Source organism: Dorea sp. BIOML-A1 (genome assembly GCF_009875615.1).
Lineage (GTDB): Bacteria > Bacillota > Clostridia > Lachnospirales > Lachnospiraceae > Dorea_A > Dorea_A amylophila.
In genome coordinates this window covers 40332-54952 of the sequence record NZ_WWSA01000008.1, presented here as the reverse complement: position 1 = coordinate 54952, position 14621 = coordinate 40332, and the positions used below count along the sequence as shown (strand labels likewise).

29 protein-coding genes are annotated in these 14621 nt (G+C 40.2%); all 29 read right to left on the bottom strand.

The features are described 5' to 3' along the window. Positions 1-68: 68 nt before the first annotated feature. Positions 69-1028 (bottom strand): DNA-directed RNA polymerase subunit alpha, encoded by a 960-nt coding sequence (locus GT508_RS05190; RefSeq protein ID WP_022415190.1) that lies wholly within the window; start codon positions 1026-1028, stop codon positions 69-71. 29 nt (positions 1029-1057) lie between these two features. Then, complete coding sequence (gene rpsD, locus GT508_RS05185; RefSeq protein ID WP_028088447.1) at positions 1058-1651, bottom strand: 30S ribosomal protein S4; 594 nt, start codon at positions 1649-1651, stop codon at positions 1058-1060. Positions 1652-1717: 66 nt separating this feature from the next. Further along, the gene (gene rpsK, locus GT508_RS05180) at positions 1718-2113 is read right to left on the bottom strand and encodes a 30S ribosomal protein S11 (RefSeq protein ID WP_005332330.1); all 396 of its coding nucleotides are present in this window, start codon (positions 2111-2113) and stop codon (positions 1718-1720) included. A 32-nt stretch (positions 2114-2145) separates the two neighbouring features. After that, complete coding sequence (gene rpsM, locus GT508_RS05175) at positions 2146-2514, bottom strand: 30S ribosomal protein S13 (RefSeq protein ID WP_022415191.1); 369 nt, start codon at positions 2512-2514, stop codon at positions 2146-2148. Between the two features lie 263 nt (positions 2515-2777). Further along, positions 2778-2891, bottom strand: coding sequence for a 50S ribosomal protein L36 (rpmJ, locus tag GT508_RS05170; protein WP_005339020.1), 114 nt, complete (start codon positions 2889-2891; stop codon positions 2778-2780). Positions 2892-3044: 153 nt separating this feature from the next. Then, positions 3045-3263 (bottom strand): translation initiation factor IF-1, encoded by a 219-nt coding sequence (infA, locus tag GT508_RS05165; RefSeq protein WP_004607275.1) that lies wholly within the window; start codon positions 3261-3263, stop codon positions 3045-3047. 12 nt (positions 3264-3275) lie between these two features. Next, positions 3276-3524, bottom strand: a complete 249-nt coding sequence (locus GT508_RS05160; RefSeq protein WP_161143704.1) for a KOW domain-containing RNA-binding protein — start codon at positions 3522-3524, stop codon at positions 3276-3278. A 26-nt stretch (positions 3525-3550) separates the two neighbouring features. Beyond that, positions 3551-4315, bottom strand: a complete 765-nt coding sequence (gene map / locus GT508_RS05155) for a type I methionyl aminopeptidase (RefSeq protein WP_055283731.1) — start codon at positions 4313-4315, stop codon at positions 3551-3553. 4 nt (positions 4316-4319) lie between these two features. Beyond that, positions 4320-4964, bottom strand: coding sequence for an adenylate kinase (locus GT508_RS05150; RefSeq protein ID WP_055283729.1), 645 nt, complete (start codon positions 4962-4964; stop codon positions 4320-4322). Between the two features lie 60 nt (positions 4965-5024). After that, on the bottom strand, positions 5025-6341 hold the full coding sequence (secY, locus tag GT508_RS05145; RefSeq protein WP_055283727.1) for a preprotein translocase subunit SecY: 1317 nt from the start codon (positions 6339-6341) through the stop codon (positions 5025-5027). Beyond that, positions 6341-6781: a 50S ribosomal protein L15 gene (gene rplO, locus GT508_RS05140; protein WP_161143703.1), complete on the bottom strand. Its 441-nt coding sequence runs from the start codon at positions 6779-6781 to the stop codon at positions 6341-6343. Before rplO ends, secY begins: the two co-directional genes overlap by 1 nt. A 29-nt stretch (positions 6782-6810) precedes the next feature. Next, positions 6811-6990 carry a 50S ribosomal protein L30 gene (gene rpmD, locus GT508_RS05135; RefSeq protein WP_006427401.1) on the bottom strand — a complete coding sequence of 60 codons (180 nt, stop codon included), beginning with the start codon at positions 6988-6990 and terminating at the stop codon, positions 6811-6813. A 14-nt stretch (positions 6991-7004) separates the two neighbouring features. Next, positions 7005-7514 (bottom strand): 30S ribosomal protein S5, encoded by a 510-nt coding sequence (rpsE, locus tag GT508_RS05130; protein ID WP_006427400.1) that lies wholly within the window; start codon positions 7512-7514, stop codon positions 7005-7007. A gap of 14 nt (positions 7515-7528) precedes the next feature. After that, positions 7529-7897, bottom strand: coding sequence for a 50S ribosomal protein L18 (rplR, locus tag GT508_RS05125; protein WP_022415193.1), 369 nt, complete (start codon positions 7895-7897; stop codon positions 7529-7531). A gap of 17 nt (positions 7898-7914) precedes the next feature. Further along, the gene (rplF, locus tag GT508_RS05120) at positions 7915-8457 is read right to left on the bottom strand and encodes a 50S ribosomal protein L6 (RefSeq protein ID WP_028088453.1); all 543 of its coding nucleotides are present in this window, start codon (positions 8455-8457) and stop codon (positions 7915-7917) included. Positions 8458-8583: 126 nt separating this feature from the next. Beyond that, positions 8584-8985, bottom strand: coding sequence for a 30S ribosomal protein S8 (rpsH, locus tag GT508_RS05115; protein WP_055283723.1), 402 nt, complete (start codon positions 8983-8985; stop codon positions 8584-8586). A 12-nt stretch (positions 8986-8997) separates the two neighbouring features. Next, positions 8998-9183 carry a type Z 30S ribosomal protein S14 gene (locus GT508_RS05110; RefSeq protein WP_006427396.1) on the bottom strand — a complete coding sequence of 62 codons (186 nt, stop codon included), beginning with the start codon at positions 9181-9183 and terminating at the stop codon, positions 8998-9000. An 11-nt stretch (positions 9184-9194) separates the two neighbouring features. Then, on the bottom strand, positions 9195-9734 hold the full coding sequence (rplE, locus tag GT508_RS05105) for a 50S ribosomal protein L5 (RefSeq protein WP_028088455.1): 540 nt from the start codon (positions 9732-9734) through the stop codon (positions 9195-9197). 23 nt (positions 9735-9757) lie between these two features. Then, a complete protein-coding gene (rplX, locus tag GT508_RS05100; protein ID WP_022416484.1) occupies positions 9758-10069 on the bottom strand; it encodes a 50S ribosomal protein L24 in 312 nt (103 codons plus the stop codon). A gap of 15 nt (positions 10070-10084) precedes the next feature. After that, the gene (rplN, locus tag GT508_RS05095; RefSeq protein ID WP_006427393.1) at positions 10085-10453 is read right to left on the bottom strand and encodes a 50S ribosomal protein L14; all 369 of its coding nucleotides are present in this window, start codon (positions 10451-10453) and stop codon (positions 10085-10087) included. Between the two features lie 19 nt (positions 10454-10472). Next, positions 10473-10727 (bottom strand): 30S ribosomal protein S17, encoded by a 255-nt coding sequence (gene rpsQ, locus GT508_RS05090; protein WP_022416483.1) that lies wholly within the window; start codon positions 10725-10727, stop codon positions 10473-10475. Between the two features lie 37 nt (positions 10728-10764). Next, a complete protein-coding gene (gene rpmC / locus GT508_RS05085) occupies positions 10765-10968 on the bottom strand; it encodes a 50S ribosomal protein L29 (protein ID WP_028088456.1) in 204 nt (67 codons plus the stop codon). Beyond that, entirely contained in the window at positions 10958-11395 is a 438-nt protein-coding gene (rplP, locus tag GT508_RS05080; RefSeq protein WP_006427390.1) for a 50S ribosomal protein L16, read from the bottom strand. The genes rpmC and rplP overlap by 11 nt, the downstream gene beginning before the upstream one ends. Before the next feature lie 2 nt (positions 11396-11397). Next, positions 11398-12051 carry a 30S ribosomal protein S3 gene (rpsC, locus tag GT508_RS05075; protein ID WP_006427389.1) on the bottom strand — a complete coding sequence of 218 codons (654 nt, stop codon included), beginning with the start codon at positions 12049-12051 and terminating at the stop codon, positions 11398-11400. A gap of 11 nt (positions 12052-12062) precedes the next feature. After that, a complete protein-coding gene (gene rplV / locus GT508_RS05070; RefSeq protein ID WP_004607294.1) occupies positions 12063-12449 on the bottom strand; it encodes a 50S ribosomal protein L22 in 387 nt (128 codons plus the stop codon). Positions 12450-12475: 26 nt separating this feature from the next. Continuing rightward, positions 12476-12757 (bottom strand): 30S ribosomal protein S19, encoded by a 282-nt coding sequence (gene rpsS, locus GT508_RS05065; RefSeq protein ID WP_006427388.1) that lies wholly within the window; start codon positions 12755-12757, stop codon positions 12476-12478. A gap of 23 nt (positions 12758-12780) precedes the next feature. Next, positions 12781-13623 carry a 50S ribosomal protein L2 gene (gene rplB, locus GT508_RS05060; protein WP_055283721.1) on the bottom strand — a complete coding sequence of 281 codons (843 nt, stop codon included), beginning with the start codon at positions 13621-13623 and terminating at the stop codon, positions 12781-12783. Between the two features lie 57 nt (positions 13624-13680). Continuing rightward, positions 13681-13986: a 50S ribosomal protein L23 gene (gene rplW / locus GT508_RS05055; RefSeq protein ID WP_006427386.1), complete on the bottom strand. Its 306-nt coding sequence runs from the start codon at positions 13984-13986 to the stop codon at positions 13681-13683. Further along, positions 13986-14606: a 50S ribosomal protein L4 gene (gene rplD / locus GT508_RS05050; protein WP_117597701.1), complete on the bottom strand. Its 621-nt coding sequence runs from the start codon at positions 14604-14606 to the stop codon at positions 13986-13988. Before rplD ends, rplW begins: the two co-directional genes overlap by 1 nt. Positions 14607-14621 lie beyond the last annotated feature (15 nt).

The window sequence follows — 14621 nt, the reverse complement described above, 5'->3', positions numbered from 1 at the left end:
ACTTGGTTATGCTTCTTCGGGCTTACTAGCCAAATGCTCTGCCATGCACTTACGGGCTTACTGACAGATTATTCTTCACCTTTGCTGAGGCTTAAGCCTAACTCATCTAATTTTGCAAGTACTTCTTCCAGAGACTTACGTCCAAGGTTACGTACTTTCATCATATCTTCCGGTGTTCTGTTTGTCAGTTCTTCAACTGTATTGATACCAGCTCTCTTCAGGCAATTGTATGAACGAACAGAAAGTTCAAGTTCGTCAATGCTCATCTCAAGAACTTTTTCTTTTTCATCGTCTTCTTTTTCAATCATAACTTCAGCAGCCTGTGCTACTTCTGACAGATCAATAAAGAGTTTCAGATGTTCACTAAGTACCTTTGCAGCCAAACTTACAGCTTCATCCGGAAGCAGTGTGCCGTTCGTGTATACATCCAGTGTAAGTTTATCAAAGTCTGTAATCTGTCCGACACGGGTATTCTCTACTGTAAGGTTCACTCGTTCCACTGGAGTGTAGATAGAATCAATTGGAATCACTGCGATTGGCAGTTCGTCATTCTTATTCTTATCAGCACTCACGTAGCCTCTTCCATTTGTAATGGTAAGTTCCATATACAATTTGCTGTCTGCACCGCCGTTTAATGTAGCGATTACAGTCTCCGGGTTCATGATTTCAATATCCTGATCCACCTGAATGTCAGCTGCTGTTACAACTCCTTCGCCTTCGAACTCAATATAAGCAGTCTTAGGCTCATCAGATTCAGATGTGTTTTTGATTGCCAGAGATTTCAGGTTCATGATAATCTCTGTGACATCTTCCTTAACACCCGGAATAGAACTGAATTCATGAAGTACACCATCGATCTTAACCTGGCTGATTGCTGAACCAGGCAAAGATGAAAGCATAATTCTTCTAAGAGAATTACCTAATGTTGTACCATAACCTCTTTCAAGAGGTTCTACAACGAATCTACCATATTTCTTATCATCTGAAATATCAGTTATTTCAATATTGGGTTTATTAAAATCAAACACTAAGTCCACCTCCTGTGGGTTACGGTTTATTATTTAGAATACAACTCGACGATTAACATCTCATCTACAGGAACATCGATTGCTTCACGTTTTGGAAGTTCTTTTACTGTTCCTTTCAGACCTTCCAGATCAGCTTCTAACCATTCTGGAACAAGACGTCCGCCTGTAACCTCAACGATCTCTTTGTATCTTGGTGAGTTTTTCTTAGCTTCTTTGATTTCTACAACATCTCCTGCCTTTACAAGGTATGAAGGGATGTTGATCTGTTTTCCGTTTACAAGCACGTGCTTGTGGTCAACGATCTGTCTTGCTTCACGTCTTGTTCTGGCAAGTCCAAGACGGAATACAACGTTGTCAAGTCTTGACTCTAAGAGTACCATCAGGTTTTCACCTGTCATACCATTCATCTTAGATGCTTTCTTGAAGTAGTTCAGGAAAGGTTTCTCTAATACACCATAGATGAATTTTGCTTTCTGTTTCTCACGTAACTGGAGACCATACTCGCTCATTTTTCTATTCGCTCTTTTTAACTGTCTGTTAGACTTTTTATCAATTCCTAAATAAACTGGATCCATTCCGAGGGATCTGCATCTTTTAAGAACCGGAACTCTATTTACTGCCATGTTTTTGTTTTCCTCCTATATAATTCGGACACATACAATCCGTTAACGTAGTGAATAATAATAGTACTAGACTCTTCTGCGTTTTGGTGGACGGCAACCATTGTGTGGTACTGGTGTAACGTCTCTGATACTTGTTACATCGATTCCGCATGCCTGCAGAGCACGAATTGCTGCTTCTCTACCTGAACCTGGTCCTTTAACCATTACGTCAACTGATTTTAAACCATGTACTAATGCTGCTTTAGCTGCTGTTTCAGCTGCCATCTGAGCTGCATAAGGGGTAGATTTTCTTGAACCTCTGAATCCGAGACCGCCTGCACTTGCCCATGACAGAGCATTTCCCTGTGCATCTGTTAATGTTACGATTGTGTTATTAAAAGATGACTGGATGTGAGCCTGTCCGTGTTCAACGTTTTTCTTGACACGTTTCTTTGTCACTTTTTTTGTAACTTTCTTTGCCATAATAAAACTAACCTACTCTTTCCTCAAATAAATTATTTCTTCTTGTTTGCTACTGTTCTCTTAGGACCTTTTCTTGTTCTTGCATTTGTCTTAGTCTTCTGACCACGAACCGGAAGTCCTTTTCTGTGACGGATTCCTCTATAGCATCCGATTTCCTGTAATCTCTTGATGTTGAGAGCGATTTCTCTACGAAGATCACCTTCTACTGTCTGTGTCTCATCGATTACAGCACTGATTTTCTTTACATCATCGTCTGTAAGATCTCTACAACGAATATCAGGATTAACTCCTGCCTCTGTCAAGATACGAGTTGCGCTTGTTCTACCGATTCCGTAGATATAAGTCAGTCCGATCTCAACACGTTTGTCTCTTGGTAAGTCTACACCTGCTATACGAGCCATGTGAATTTCCTCCATTTTCTTTCATTGTTAATTGTCTTTAATAGGGGACCTGTATTTTTGTCCCAGGCATGTTCGGTATCATGCCCTTTCCGGCCACCGCTCATAGTGTTGGAAGCTATGCGGTAATGACGAGCCGGCATTAGAAGCAATATACGAGGATCATCACCGGTCTTTCGGGTGCGCCTTGTATATTTAAAATAGTTTCCACACCGCCTGGCGTGTCCACTATCAGCCGCCTAAATACATCAAACATTCCTCAGAAATTAACCCTGACGCTGTTTGTGTTTTGGATTTTCGCAGATAATGCGAACGCTTCCTTTTCTTTTAATTACTTTGCATTTTTCGCAAATTGGTTTTACTGATGATCTAACCTTCACGGGGATCCTCCTTTCATCCATTGCTATGCCTTTGTTGCTACACATTTCCATTTGAAATCGCAACTCAGAGATTTCAGTGCATAAGCATGCCTAGAAAACGTGCTTATATAGTATAGCATCTATTTGCAATATAAGTCAATAGTTTTTTTGAATTTATTTATCTCTCCAGATGATTCTTCCTTTTGAAAGATCATATGGAGACAGTTCTAATGTTACTTTATCTCCCGGCAGGATCTTGATGAAGTTCATTCTCAGTTTACCGCTGATATGAGCTAATACTTGATGTCCATTCTCAAGTTCTACCTGAAACATTGCGTTTGGCAGTTTTTCTACTACAGTTCCTTCAATTTCAATAACGTCAGCCTTTGACATTCTATCTTCCTCCTACTTTTCTTCTTTCATCCAATCCTTAATTAACTTTCTTATGCCTGCATCATCAAGTTCTTTCATATTATATGTGCCATGAACGATCTGCACATGTTTTTTTTTCTTTTTTTTAGGATGGACGAGTGTTCTGATTCGTCCATCCACCAGATATACATATGTATCGTCCACTTCATTTATGATATACATCTTTGCTTTATCATGTCCGGCTTTTGATCTTGCAAGCATGCCTGCTTCATATATCACCATATCTGTTTCCTCTTACTTATATAAGTCTATTCATTCTCACAGGTTAAGGACAGAATTCTAGGTTCGCCTTCGGTGATCAATATCGTATTCTCATAATGTGCCGATAAAGAACCATCTCTTGTTACAACTGTCCAGTCATCGTCCAGCCAGTCAACTTCATGTGTTCCTATATTGATCATCGGCTCGATGGCAAGTGTCATACCTGGTCTTAATCTCACACCTTTACGTCCCACTTCATAATTCGGGATTTCAGGTGCCTCATGAAGTGCTGTTCCGATTCCATGTCCACATAGATCTCTTACAACACCATAACCTCTTTCTTCTGCATATCTGCCGATCGCACCGGATATATCAAATAAATGATTCCCTGCTTTGGCAAATTTTATTCCTTCGAAGAAGCTTTCTTTTGTAACCCGAATCAATTTTTTTGCTTCCTCACTGACTTCACCGACCGCATGCGTTCTTGCCGCATCTGAATGATAGCCCTTATAAATAACTCCTGCGTCCAGACTGACAATATCGCCTTCCTGAATGATCCTGTGTTTATCCGGAATTCCATGAACAACTTCCTGATTCACTGATACACAGATGGATGCCGGATATCCATTATAATTCAAAAAAGAAGGAATGCATCCATAACTTCTGATAATCTCCTCACCCAGAGTATCAATATCTTTCGTACTCATTCCCGGACGGAGTGCTTTCTCCAGTTCATTATGAACCCGTTCAAGTATCTTACCGGCTTCCGCCATTAATTCGATTTCTCTTTCGGACTTAATTGTAATTGCCATGATCTTATGCTCCAAGTATCTCTACGATTGCTGCAAATACATCATTAATATCAACTGTTCCGTCAACAGTTTTTAAAATACCGGCTTTTGTATAATAATCAATCAACGGCTGTGTCTGCTCATGATATACGTTCAGTCTCTTCTGAACTGTCTCTGGTTTATCATCATCTCTTAAAATCAGTTCTTTTCCGCAAACATCACAGATTCCCTCTGTCTTTGTCGGTGCATATACCAGATGATAAGTTGCTCCACATCCTACGCATGCGCGTCGTCCACCCATACGGTTTACAATATTCTCATCCGGGACATTTACATCGATTGCATAGTCAACCTTGTCTCCCAGTGCTGCAAGTGCCTTATCCAGTGCTTCTGCCTGTGGAATTGTTCTCGGAAAACCATCCAAAACATATCCGTTCTTGCAATCATCCTGCTGTACGCGGTCTACTACGAGATCTACTACCAGTTCATCCGGAACTAACAAGCCCTGATCCATGTATGTTTTTGCCTTATTTCCCAGTTCTGTACCATTCTTGATATTGGCTCTGAAGATATCTCCTGTGGAAATGTGTGGGATATCATATTTTGCTGCAATTTTTTTTGCCTGGGTTCCTTTGCCCGCTCCTGGGGCACCTAACATAATAATTTTCATTTGGCGGTTCCTCCTTATAGCATTTTAACCCGCGAAAAAAACTTCCCGCGAGTCAAAATATTAACTATTTAAAAATCCCTTGTATGTTCTTACAAGTGTCATTGAATCAATTTGCTTAAGCGTTTCCAATACTACACTGACAATAATGATCAGAGAAGTACCACCAAAGGATACTTTTGCTCCAAGCCATCCGTTGAATAATATCGGAACAATCTGTACCAGAATCAATCCGCATGCACCAACAAAAATAATATAATTCAAGATTTTTGTCAAATATTCTACTGTTGGTCTTCCCGGACGAATTCCCGGTATAAATCCACCGCTCTTCTTCATATTATTTGCAATCTCCAATGGATTAAATGTAATTGAAGTGTAAAAATATGCGAAGAATACAGTCAGGACAATATATAGTACCAGTCCCCACGAATACTTGATCTGTTCCGGATTACACCAGTTGCTCTGGTTTAATCCACGAAGAATCTCACTTCCGATTCCACTACCATTATCTTTTCCAAGAAAAGTTGCAATTACGATTGGAAACTGCATCAAAGATGATGAAAAGATAATAGGGATAACGCCTGCCGTGTTAACCTTCAGCGGAATATTAGTGGACTGTCCACCATATGATCTTCTTCCAACCACTTTCTGGGAATACTGTACAGCAATTCTTCTTTCTCCATCCTGCAGGATTACGGTAAAAACAACCAATGCTAAGATGATTGCAATGATTACACATACTGCAAGACCAGCGGAAGCAATCGCTTTTCCTTTCACGAACTGGTCAAATAACGTCGTCATATCACTCGGAATACGAGAGATAATGTTGATCACCAGGACAATAGATATACCATTGCCCACACCTTTTTCTGTAATTCTCTCACCAATCCACATCAGGAAAGCGGATCCTGCCGTGAGTGTTAATACGACAATTGCTGCATTAACAAAATTATACTTCACCAGAAGTCCCTGACGGCCGAATCCAACTGCCATAGCGCCGGATTCAATTAAAGCAAGACCAACGGTAAGATATCTTGTAATAGCAACAATCTTCTTTCTTCCAGTCTCGCCGTCACGCTGCATCTCTTCTAACTGCGGAATTGCAATTGTAAGCAGCTGAACTATGATTGATGAAGTAATATAAGGTGTAATACTTAAGGCAAATACAGACATTTGCTCAAAAGAGCCACCGGTGAAGGCGTTAAACAAATTGAACGCCTCTCCAGTGTTTTGAGCAAAGAAATTCTTAATATATTCACCATTTACGCCTGGTGTTGGCAACTGCGATCCAATTCGTATTACGATTAACATCAAAAATGTATATCCGATCTTCTTTCGAATATCCTTTATCTTGAATGCCTTTCGAAATGCTTCTAACATTAGATCACCTCTGCTTTTCCACCTAACGCCTCGATCTTAGCTACAGCTCCTGCACTGAATGCATCTGCCTGAACTGTAAGCTTCTTAGTAAGTTCGCCATTTCCAAGAATCTTAACTCCATCCTTTGGATTTGTAACGATACCCTGTTCGATTAATGTATCTACAGTAACAACTGTATCATTTTCAAATACTTCAAGAGCACTTACGTTGATAGCAACGATTGTCTTAGTGTTTCTGTTAGTGAAACCTCTCTTTGGTATTCTTCTATATAATGGCATCTGACCACCTTCGAAACCAGGTCTTGTACCGCCTGAACGAGCTTTCTGACCTTTATGTCCCTTACCAGCTGTCTTACCATTTCCAGAACCGTGTCCACGTCCTCTTCTGAAATTATCACTCTGCTTTGATCCGTCAGCAGGTCTTAAGTTAGATAAATCCATTGTGACACCTCCTTATCCGAATAAATGAATTATACTTCTTCTACTTTTACCAGGTGAGAAACCTGTTTAACCATACCTCTTGTTGCTGCATTATCTGGAAGTACAACAGTTTTGTTCAGCTTCTTAAGTCCTAATGCTTCAACAGTTTTCTTATGCTTAGGTACAGCACCGATTGTAGATTTTACTAATGTGATTTTTAAATCTGCCATTTTGTTCTACCTCCTTAGCCAAAGATCTCTTCAACAGATTTACCGCGAAGCTTAGCTACTTCTTCCGGAGTTTTAATCTGGCGTAATCCTTCGATTGTAGCAAGTACAACGTTCTGTTTGTTGTTAGAACCAAGAGATTTTGTACGGATATTCTTGATTCCTGCCATCTCGATTACGGCACGTGCTGGACCACCAGCGATAACTCCAGTACCTTCTGGAGCCTTCTTAAGTAATACAGAAGCGCCTCCGAATTTACCGATATAATCATGTGTTACACTGTCATTTTCATCTAATGCTACAGAGATGAGATTTTTAGCTGCATCTTCTTTTCCTTTGCGGATTGCTTCCGGAATTTCTGTAGCTTTTCCTAAACCTGCACCAACATGGCCATTTCCGTCACCAACAACTACTAAAGCTGTGAATCTCATATTACGGCCACCCTTAACAACTTTGGTTACACGTTTAATTGATACTACTTTTTCGTTTAATTCTAATGAATTAGCATCAATACGTTCCTGTCTCATGTGTGCTCCTCCTTCTAGAAATTCAACCCAGCTTCTCTAGCTGCGTCTGCTAATGCCTGTACTTTACCCTGATAAATAAATCCGCCTCTGTCGAAGACAACGTCTTTAATACCTTTTTCAAGGGCCTTTTCTGCGATTACTTTTCCTAAATATGCTGCTGCATCAACGTTGTTAGTTTTCTCCAGGTTTGCTTTCACATCTTTCTGAAGAGTGGAAGCGGAAACCAGTGTATTTCCAACTGTATCGTCAATAATTTGAGCATACATATGATTATTACTTCTGAATACCGCTAAACGTGGGCACTCAGCTGTACCAGATAAACGGTTACGTAATTTTCTGTGCTTGTTTACGCGAACTTCACTTCTTGATTTTTTGCTAACCATTTTCACACTCTCCTTACTTATTTTTTACCAGTCTTACCAACTTTACGTCTGATAACTTCATCAGCATACTTAATACCTTTACCTTTGTATGGCTCCGGTCTTCTCTTGTCTCTGATCTCAGCCGCAAACTGACCAACTTTTTCTTTACTGAGTCCTTTAACGATGATCTTGTTCTGACCTTCAACTACTGTCTCAATGCCTTCAGGATCTTCCATCTCGACTGGATGAGAATAACCAAGGTTCAGTGTTAATTTGTTACCTGATTTTGCTGCTCTGTATCCAACACCGTTAACTTCCAGAACCTTCTGGTATCCTTCCGTTACACCAATAACCATGTTATTGATCAGTGTTCTTGTAAGACCATGTAAAGATTTCATTTTCTTTAAGTCATTTGGTCTTGTTACAACGATTTCTTCGCCTTCCTGTTTGATTTCCATCTCTGTAGGAAGTGCTTTCTCAAGTGTTCCCTTTGGACCTTTAACAGTCACTACATTGTTCTCAGCGATCTCAACAGTTACGCCTGCCGGGATAGCGATTGGATGTCTTCCGATACGTGACATACCTTATTCCTCCTTAACTTAGATTCTCGGAAAAGCTCTTATGGCTTCTCTGTTTTCAGTTTCTATATGGCAATCAGTTCAGGCTGTGCCTTACGGCACACCTTCACTAAGTTGCTCACGGGTTTCTTACCAAATATAGCAGAGAACTTCTCCACCGATACCAAGCTTTCTTGCAGCTTTGTCAGTGATTACACCCTGGTTTGTGGAAATGATTGCTGTTCCAAGTCCACCAAATACCTTAGGTACATTCTCGCTTGAAGCGTATACACGAAGACCTGGTTTAGAAATTCTCTTAAGGCCTGTGATAACTTTCTCGTTCTTATCAGCACCGTATTTCAGTGTGATGTGAATTGTTTTGAATACTCCGTCTTCAACAACATCGTATTTCTCGATATATCCTTCATCTAACAAGATATTAGCGATAGCAAGCTTCATCTTGGATGCTGGAACATCTACAGTATCATGTTTAGCAGTATTTGCATTACGGATTCTTGTAAGCATATCTGCGATTGGATCACTCATTGTCATTGTTCTTTCCTCCTACCAACTTGCTTTCTTAACACCTGGAATCTGTCCCTTGTATGCTAACTCACGGAAGCAAACACGGCAGATACCATATTTTCTCAAATATGCATGTGGACGTCCACAGATTCTGCAACGATTGTATTCTCTTGTGGAGAACTTCTGCTTGCGCTGCTGTTTCACTTTCATTGCTGTCTTAGCCATAATTTACCTCCTTATTTTGTAAATGGCATGTTGAACTGAGTGAGCAGTTCGCGTGCCTCTTCATCTGTATTAGCAGTAGTAACGAAGATGATATCCATACCTCTTACCTTATCTACTTTATCGTATTCGATCTCAGGGAAGATCAGCTGCTCTTTAATTCCGAGAGCATAGTTACCTCTTCCGTCAAATGCGTTAGGATTTACACCTCTAAAGTCACGTACACGAGGAAGAGCAAGGTTAACCAGACGGTCAACGAACTCATACATCTTTTCTCCTCTTAATGTAACTTTACATCCGATCGGCATACCCTCTCTGATTTTAAAGTTAGCAACGGACTTTTTAGCTTTACAAACTACAGCCTTCTGACCTGTGATTTTCTCCATGTCAGCGATTGCAGCATCTAAAAGTTTTGCGTTATCTTTTGCTTCACCAACACCCATGTTGATAACAACTTTATCGAGTTTTGGTACTTCCATAATATTTTTATAACCGAACTTTTTGATCATTGCATCAACGATCTCGTTCTGGTACTGTTCTTTCAGTCTACTCAAAGCTTTGGACCTCCTTCCTCAAATTAATCAATCACTTCGCCTGTTGATTTAGCGTAACGTACTTTTTTGTCTCCATCCATCTTGATACCAACTCTTGTAGCAGTTCCTTTGTGAACATACATTACGTTAGAGATATCGATTGGTCCTTCCTGACGAACGATTCCGCCTTCCTGGTTCTGAGCACTTGGTTTTGTGTGCTTTGTCAGCATATTTACGCCTTCAACGATAACCTTTCCTGTCTTCTGGTTAACAGCGATAACTTTGCCTTCTTTGTCTTTATCTTTACCGGCGATAACCTTAACTGTATCACCTTTTTTGATCTTTAACATTGACATCTTACGCGCACCTCCTTAAAGTACTTCCGGAGCCAGAGAAACAATTCTCATGAACTGTTTGTCACGAAGCTCTCTTGCTACTGGCCCGAAGATACGGGTTCCTCTTGGTGTCTTATCATCTTTTATAATTACAGCAGCATTTTCATCGAAACGGATGTAAGATCCATCTTTACGACGTGTACTGTTTACAGTACGAACAACTACAGCTTTAACTACGTCACCTTTTTTAACAACGCCGCCTGGTGTTGCATCTTTAACAGTCGCAACGATTACATCACCGATACTTGCATATCTTCTTGTTGAACCGCCAAGTACACGGATACACAGTAACTCTTTCGCACCTGTGTTGTCTGCTACTTTAAGTCTGCTTTCTTGCTGTATCATGCAGGTTTCCCTCCTTATACTATTTCACTTTTTCCATAACTTCAACAAGTCTCCATCTCTTGTCTTTTGACAGAGGTCTTGTTTCCATAACTTTTACTTTGTCGCCGATATTGCACTCATTGTTTTCATCATGTGCTTTTAATTTATATGTCTTCTTTACAATCTTCTTGTAAAGTGGATGTTTTACATGATCTTCGATTGCTACAACGATAGTTTTGTCCATCTTGTTGCTGACAACCTTACCAACTCTGGTTTTTCTAAGATTTCTTTCCACAGTCTGTAACTCCTTTCATTTTGTGAGTTTTCAGTTTCTACTGAGCTGCCTTTTCAGTGATTACTGTCTGAATTCTGGCAATATTTCTTCTTACTTCTTTAATTCTGCTTGTATTGTCCAACTGGTTTGTTGCGTTCTGGAATCTTAAATTAAAAAGTTCCTTTTTAGCAGCTACTAATTCTTCATTCAGCTCTGCAGCTGATTTTGCTTTTAAATCTTCAACAAATGCATTAATTTTCACTGTTATCACCGCCTTCTAAGTCTGCGCGAGAAACTACTTTACATTTACATGGCAGCTTGTGAGTTGCAAGACGAAGAGCCTCTTTCGCAACTTCTTCCGGTACACCTGCGATCTCAAAAAGAACGCGTCCCGGTTTAACAACAGCTACCCAGTATTCTAAGGTTCCTTTACCAGAACCCATACGTGTCTCAGCTGGTTTCGTAGTTACAGGTTTATCTGGGAATATCTTGATCCAAACTTTACCACCACGCTTGATGTAACGTGTCATAGCGATACGGGCTGCTTCGATCTGGTTAGAACGGATCCAGCAAGGTTCCGTTGCAACGATACCATATTCACCGTTTGTAATCTGGTTACCGCGAAGAGCTTTACCCTTCATGGTACCACGGAATTGTTTACGACGTTTTACTCTTTTTGGCATTAACATGATTATCTATCTCCTTCCTTAACTGTTTTCTCCGGAAGAACTTCGCCTTTGTAGATCCAAACTTTAACACCAACTTTTCCGTAAGTTGTGTTTGCTTCAGCGAATCCGTAGTCAATGTCTGCTCTCAGTGTCTGAAGAGGAATTGTTCCCTCGCTGTAGAACTCTGTACGAGCCATGTCAGCTCCACCAAGACGTCCTGATACAGAAGTCTTAACACCAAGTGCTCCAGATTTCATAGTTCTTGACATGCAGGATTTCATTGCACGTCTGAAAGAAATACGGTTCTCAAGCTGTAATGCGATGTTCTCAGCTACTAACTGAGCATCTTTATCCGGTCTCTTGATTTCTTTGATGTCAACGATTAACTTTTTATCTGTAAACTGTGCTAATTCACCTTTTACTTTCTCGATCTCTGCTCCGCCTTTACCGATTACAACACCAGGTTTTGCTGTGTAAACGATGATCTTTACGCGGTCAGATGCTCTCTCGATTTCAATTTTAGAAATACCAGCACTGTATAATCTCTTTTTAAGATATGTTCTGATTTCATGGTCTTCCACTAAGCAGTCTGCGAAATCTTTCTCTGCATACCATCTTGAGTCCCAGTCTTTGATAACTCCGACTCTCAAACCATGAGGATTAACTTTCTGTCCCATGTTTGCCCTCCTTATCTTTCATCAAGCACGAGTGTAATGTGGCTCATTCTCTTTTCGATTCTGTAAGCTCTACCCTGTGCTCTAGGTCTGATTCTCTTCATTGTTGGTCCTTTGTTTGCATAAGCCTCTGCAATGTACAGATTCTCAGCATTCATGCCGTTGTTATTCTCAGCATTTGCAATTGCAGACTCTAATAATTTCTTTATTAAACTAGAAGCATATCTTGGATTGTATGTCAAAATACCAAGTGCTGTTGTTACATCCTTACCTCTGATGGCATCTAATACGAAGCATGCTTTCTGAACAGAAACTCTTGCGTAAGATAACTTAGCAGAAGGTCTTGTATCTTTGTTAGCATTTCTTTCTCTTTTAATTTGGGATCTATGTCCTTTAGCCATGGATGAACCCTCCTTTCACAATCTAATTATCTAACTTTGGATTTCTTTTCGTCTTTTCCGTGTCCTCTGTAGGTTCTGGTTGCTACGAACTCTCCGAGTTTGTGTCCAACCATATCTTCAGTAACATATACAGGTACATGCTTTCTTCCGTCATGAACAGCAATTGTATGTCCGATCATGCTTGGGAAGATTGTAGAACGACGGGACCATGTCTTGATTACAGACTTGTCTCCAGCCTCGTTCATAGCATCAACCTTTTTAAGCAGGCTTGCGTCTGCGAATGGTCCTTTTTTAATAGAACGTGCCATAGGTTCTAACCTCCTTATGAAAACTATTTAATTGCTTTACCATCTCTTCTTCTTACGATCATCTTGTTAGAAGCTTTATTTTTCTTTCTTGTCTTAAGACCAAGTGCTGGTTTGCCCCAAGGTGTACACGGACCCGGACGACCGATTCCTGTCTTACCTTCACCACCACCATGCGGATGGTCATTCGGGTTCATAACAGAACCACGAACTGTAGGTCTGATTCCCATATGACGTTTACGTCCTGCTTTACCAATGTTGATCAGGTTGTGATCACCATTTCCAACAACTCCGACAGAAGCTCTGCACTCAAGCGGTACCATTCTCATTTCTCCTGATGGAAGTCTGAGTGTCGCATATTTTCCTTCTTTCGCCATTAACTGAGCACTGTTACCAGCGGAACGAACCATCTGTCCACCTTTTCCAGGATGAAGCTCAATGTTATGAACCTGAGTACCAACCGGAATCTGTGCTAATGGAAGGCAGTTACCGATTTTAACTTCGGCTTCTGGTCCATTCATAATTGTCATTCCATCTGTAAGTCCTTCTGGAGCGATGATATATGCTTTTTCACCATCTTCATAGCAGATCAGAGCAATATTAGCTGTTCTGTTTGGATCATATTCGATACCAAGTACAGTTGCGTGGATATTGTCTTTTCTTCTCTTGAAGTCGATAATTCTATATTTTTTCTTAGCTCCGCCTCCGCGGTGTCTAACTGTGATTTTTCCTTGATTATTACGTCCAGCCTGTCTGCTCTTTGGAGCTAACAGAGATTTTTCTGGTGTTGTCTTTGTGATTTCAGAGAAATCAGAACCAGTCATCTGTCTTCTGGAAGGCGTATATGGGCGGTATGTTTTAATTCCCATGATAAATCTCCTTTCAATTGTTTATTGTCACGGTTTCTGTCCGTATGCTTTGCAATCTTATAATCCCTGGAAGATCTCGATATCTGCGCTATCCTCTGTAAGTTTTACGATTGCTTTCTTAGTTTTAGCTGTTTTTCCGAAGTTGTAAGTTCCACGAACTCTTTTCTTCTTTCCATCGTTATTCATTGTGTTTACTTTCTCAACTTTTGTTCCGGTAAACATTTTTTCAACAGCTTCTTTAATCTGAGATTTTGTTGCTTCTGGGTGTACCAAGAAAGTGTATTTCTTTTCTCCCATAAGTTCCATACTCTTTTCTGTTACTACAGGTTTAAGGATTACATCATAATACTGAACGTTTGCCATTATGCGTACACCTCCTCGATTTTAGCAACAACAGCTTTTGTTGTGATTACTGTGTTGTATTTTAAGATATCGTACACATTGATTGTATTAGTCTTTGCAGTCTTGATGTCAGCAATGTTTCTTGCTGAAAGTTCTGCATTTTTGTTGTCATCCTCTAATACTACTAATGCTTTAGATACATCTAAATTCTTAAGAATGTTTGCAAAGTTCTTTGTCTTTGCTTCTTCAAAGTTGATCTCATCGATTACGATAAATTTGTTTTCTTCAACTCTTGATGTGAGTGCAGATTTCAGAGCTGCTCTCTTCTCTCTCTTATTCATTTTGAAAGAATAATCTCTCGGAACTGGTGCGAATACAACTCCGCCGCCTGTCCACTGTGGAGCTCTTGTGGATCCCTGTCTTGCATGACCGGTTCCTTTCTGTCTCCATGGTTTTCTTCCACCACCAGAAACTTCAGAACGTGTTTTCGCTTTCTGTGTTCCCTGACGGTTATTTGCAAGCTGGCTTACAACTGCCATGTGTACAAGATGTTCATTTACTTCAACACCGAATACAGCATCGCTTAAGTCGATCTTACCAACTTCTTTACCTTCGATATTATAAACAGATACGTTAGCCATCTTAAGTGTCCTCCT

Bases quoted from the DNA above. Each gene is read 5' to 3' on its own strand.
- rplF (WP_028088453.1), bottom strand. From the start codon at position 8,457: ATGTCACGTATCGGAAGACATCCAATCGCTATCCCGGCAGGCGTAACT.
- rplD (WP_117597701.1), bottom strand. From the start codon at position 14,606: ATGGCTAACGTATCTGTTTATAATATCGAAGGTAAAGAAGTTGGTAAG.
- rpsE (WP_006427400.1), bottom strand. From the start codon at position 7,514: ATGAGACAGGAACGTATTGATGCTAATTCATTAGAATTAAACGAAAAA.
- GT508_RS05150 (WP_055283729.1), bottom strand. From the start codon at position 4,964: ATGAAAATTATTATGTTAGGTGCCCCAGGAGCGGGCAAAGGAACCCAG.
- map (WP_055283731.1), bottom strand. From the start codon at position 4,315: ATGGCAATTACAATTAAGTCCGAAAGAGAAATCGAATTAATGGCGGAA.
- infA (WP_004607275.1), bottom strand. From the start codon at position 3,263: ATGTCAAAGGCTGACGTTATTGAAATTGAAGGAACTGTAGTAGAAAAA.
- GT508_RS05110 (WP_006427396.1), bottom strand. From the start codon at position 9,183: ATGGCTAAGACAGCAATGAAAGTGAAACAGCAGCGCAAGCAGAAGTTC.
- rpsK (WP_005332330.1), bottom strand. From the start codon at position 2,113: ATGGCAAAGAAAGTTACAAAAAAAGTGACAAAGAAACGTGTCAAGAAA.
- rplW (WP_006427386.1), bottom strand. From the start codon at position 13,986: ATGGCAAACGTTCAGTATTATGATGTAATCCTTAAACCTGTAGTAACA.
- rplR (WP_022415193.1), bottom strand. From the start codon at position 7,897: ATGGTTAGCAAAAAATCAAGAAGTGAAGTTCGCGTAAACAAGCACAGA.
- secY (WP_055283727.1), bottom strand. From the start codon at position 6,341: ATGTTAGAAGCATTTCGAAAGGCATTCAAGATAAAGGATATTCGAAAG.
- rplB (WP_055283721.1), bottom strand. From the start codon at position 13,623: ATGGGAATTAAAACATACCGCCCATATACGCCTTCCAGAAGACAGATG.
- rpsH (WP_055283723.1), bottom strand. From the start codon at position 8,985: ATGACAATGAGTGATCCAATCGCAGATATGCTTACAAGAATCCGTAAT.
- rplN (WP_006427393.1), bottom strand. From the start codon at position 10,453: ATGATACAGCAAGAAAGCAGACTTAAAGTAGCAGACAACACAGGTGCG.
- rpsS (WP_006427388.1), bottom strand. From the start codon at position 12,757: ATGGCACGTTCTATTAAAAAAGGACCATTCGCAGACGCAAGCCTGCTT.
- rpsC (WP_006427389.1), bottom strand. From the start codon at position 12,051: ATGGGACAGAAAGTTAATCCTCATGGTTTGAGAGTCGGAGTTATCAAA.
- rpsD (WP_028088447.1), bottom strand. From the start codon at position 1,651: ATGGCAGTAAATAGAGTTCCGGTTCTTAAAAGATGCAGATCCCTCGGA.
- rpmD (WP_006427401.1), bottom strand. From the start codon at position 6,990: ATGGCAGATTTAAAAATCACATTAGTAAAATCTACAATCGGTGCTGTA.
- rplV (WP_004607294.1), bottom strand. From the start codon at position 12,449: ATGGCTAAAGGACATAGATCCCAAATTAAAAGAGAAAGAAATGCTAAC.
- rplO (WP_161143703.1), bottom strand. From the start codon at position 6,781: ATGGATTTATCTAACTTAAGACCTGCTGACGGATCAAAGCAGAGTGAT.
- rplX (WP_022416484.1), bottom strand. From the start codon at position 10,069: ATGTCAATGTTAAAGATCAAAAAAGGTGATACAGTTAAGGTTATCGCC.
- rplP (WP_006427390.1), bottom strand. From the start codon at position 11,395: ATGTTAATGCCAAAAAGAGTAAAACGTCGTAAACAATTCCGTGGTACC.
- GT508_RS05160 (WP_161143704.1), bottom strand. From the start codon at position 3,524: ATGGTGATATATGAAGCAGGCATGCTTGCAAGATCAAAAGCCGGACAT.
- rpsM (WP_022415191.1), bottom strand. From the start codon at position 2,514: ATGGCTCGTATAGCAGGTGTAGACTTACCAAGAGACAAACGTGTTGAG.